Annotated in this window: 2 protein-coding genes and 1 pseudogene; 2 read left to right on the top strand and 1 reads right to left on the bottom strand. The window is 33.6% G+C overall.

The annotated features are described in order from the left end of the window. Together ACWQ4X_RS19620 and ACWQ4X_RS19615 are read left to right on the top strand one after the other, a co-directional pair. Nucleotides 1-604: cation diffusion facilitator family transporter (locus tag ACWQ4X_RS19620; protein WP_457904670.1), on the top strand; the 604-nt coding region annotated here is incomplete at its 5' end. 203 nt (nucleotides 605-807) lie between these two features. Next, nucleotides 808-987, top strand: a pseudogene (locus ACWQ4X_RS19615) (hypothetical protein); the annotation flags it as partial. A 188-nt stretch (nucleotides 988-1,175) separates the two neighbouring features. Here the strand turns inward: ACWQ4X_RS19615 and ACWQ4X_RS19610 are convergent. Further along, on the bottom strand, nucleotides 1,176-1,473 hold a 298-nt coding region (locus tag ACWQ4X_RS19610), incomplete at its 5' end, for a transposase (protein WP_457904669.1).

The following is a 1,473-nucleotide window of genomic DNA, read 5'->3' as shown; positions in this document are numbered from 1 at the left end:
GGTAGCAATATATATTGTATATGAAGCTTATCAACGTTTTACGAACCCTGCTGAAATTCAAAGTGTTGAAATGATGATTGTCGCGGTCATTGGTTTGGTCGTAAATTTGATTTCAATGAAAATCCTTTCTGCTAGTGCTGAAGGAAGTCTAAATATAAAAGGTGCATATTTAGAAGTTCTTAGTGATGCTCTAGGATCGATAGGCGTGATTATCGGAGGAATAGTTATTTATTTTACCCAGTGGATGTGGGTTGATACCGTAATCGCTGTGTTAATTGGCTTCTGGGTCTTACCTCGAACTTGGATTTTATTAAAACAAAGTATTAATATTCTGCTTGAAGGAGTTCCTGATGAGATTGATATTGAGTCGTTAAGAAATGATTTATTGAAGCTAGAGGGCGTTGAAGGGATTCATCAGTTGAAAGTCTGGGCTATATCCTCAAAAAATATTCATTTAACTGCTCATTTGGTTGCTCCGAATAGCAATACAGATCAACTCTATCAAAAGGCCTTAGAAGTTCTAAAACATAATCATAATATTACTGAAATTACGTTACAAATAGAAAGTAAGGAATGTAATACATTGGAACAGCATAAACATTAAAGTGCTGCTCTTTCTACATAATGGACAGATGACTAGGCTGATAAACCTTACCATTTTCCTGTATTACACTTCTATTTATCACACGCACTTTAAACACCATCCTGAGACATTTTAAAATTACAAGAATGTAATTTATGAGTCCTCTGGGTGTTAATTCTTTAAAGTTAGAATATCTAACAAGTATTAAATGAGAGTAAATAAACATGCTATTCAAAAATAAATTTTGTACTAAATTACTGTTAATTAGTGCATTCTTTAGTATCGCAAGTTTTAGTTATGCAGATGGCGGCTTGTTATTTCTTGAAAAGAATTTAAAAGCTTCTAAAGTTGAAAATTCTAAACAAAAACAAGTTAAAAATAATGAATCAAATGAATCAAATGAATCAAATGAATCAAATGAATCAAATGAATCAAATGAATCAAATGAATCAAATGAATAGTTGGGTTGCATAAATAAATCAATTAGACTTATTCATTCAGCAATATAATTCCTGAATGAATAAGTTTATAACTAAAACCGGCTTTGTTGCATAAACATTCAAAAGCTGAGTTTTCCCCAATCCATTCAAATTTAAGTGACAACTTGGGTGTGAGGTCTACCTAATTCCGTAAATCTATTCAGAACTGCCACACGCGCATGAACTTCATTGACCTGACTTTGAAAATGTCTTGCCGTCAGCTTATCTCCTAATAATTTGATGCAATGCATCTTGGTTTCCACCAAACTGCGACGGTGATAGCCCGACCATTTTTTCCATAGGGTTCTGCCTAAATGCTTAACCGTTTGAAGTAACTCATTTCGTTCTATTGAACTGATTTTAGAATCTTTCCAGGGCTTGGCATTCTTCCTGGGTGGAATTACGGCACTG

The sequence above is a fragment of the Acinetobacter sp. NigerLNRRAM0016 genome, from assembly GCF_054112845.1.
The sequence above is the reverse complement of the archived record's forward strand: the minus strand, read 5'-3'. Positions and strand labels throughout refer to the sequence as shown.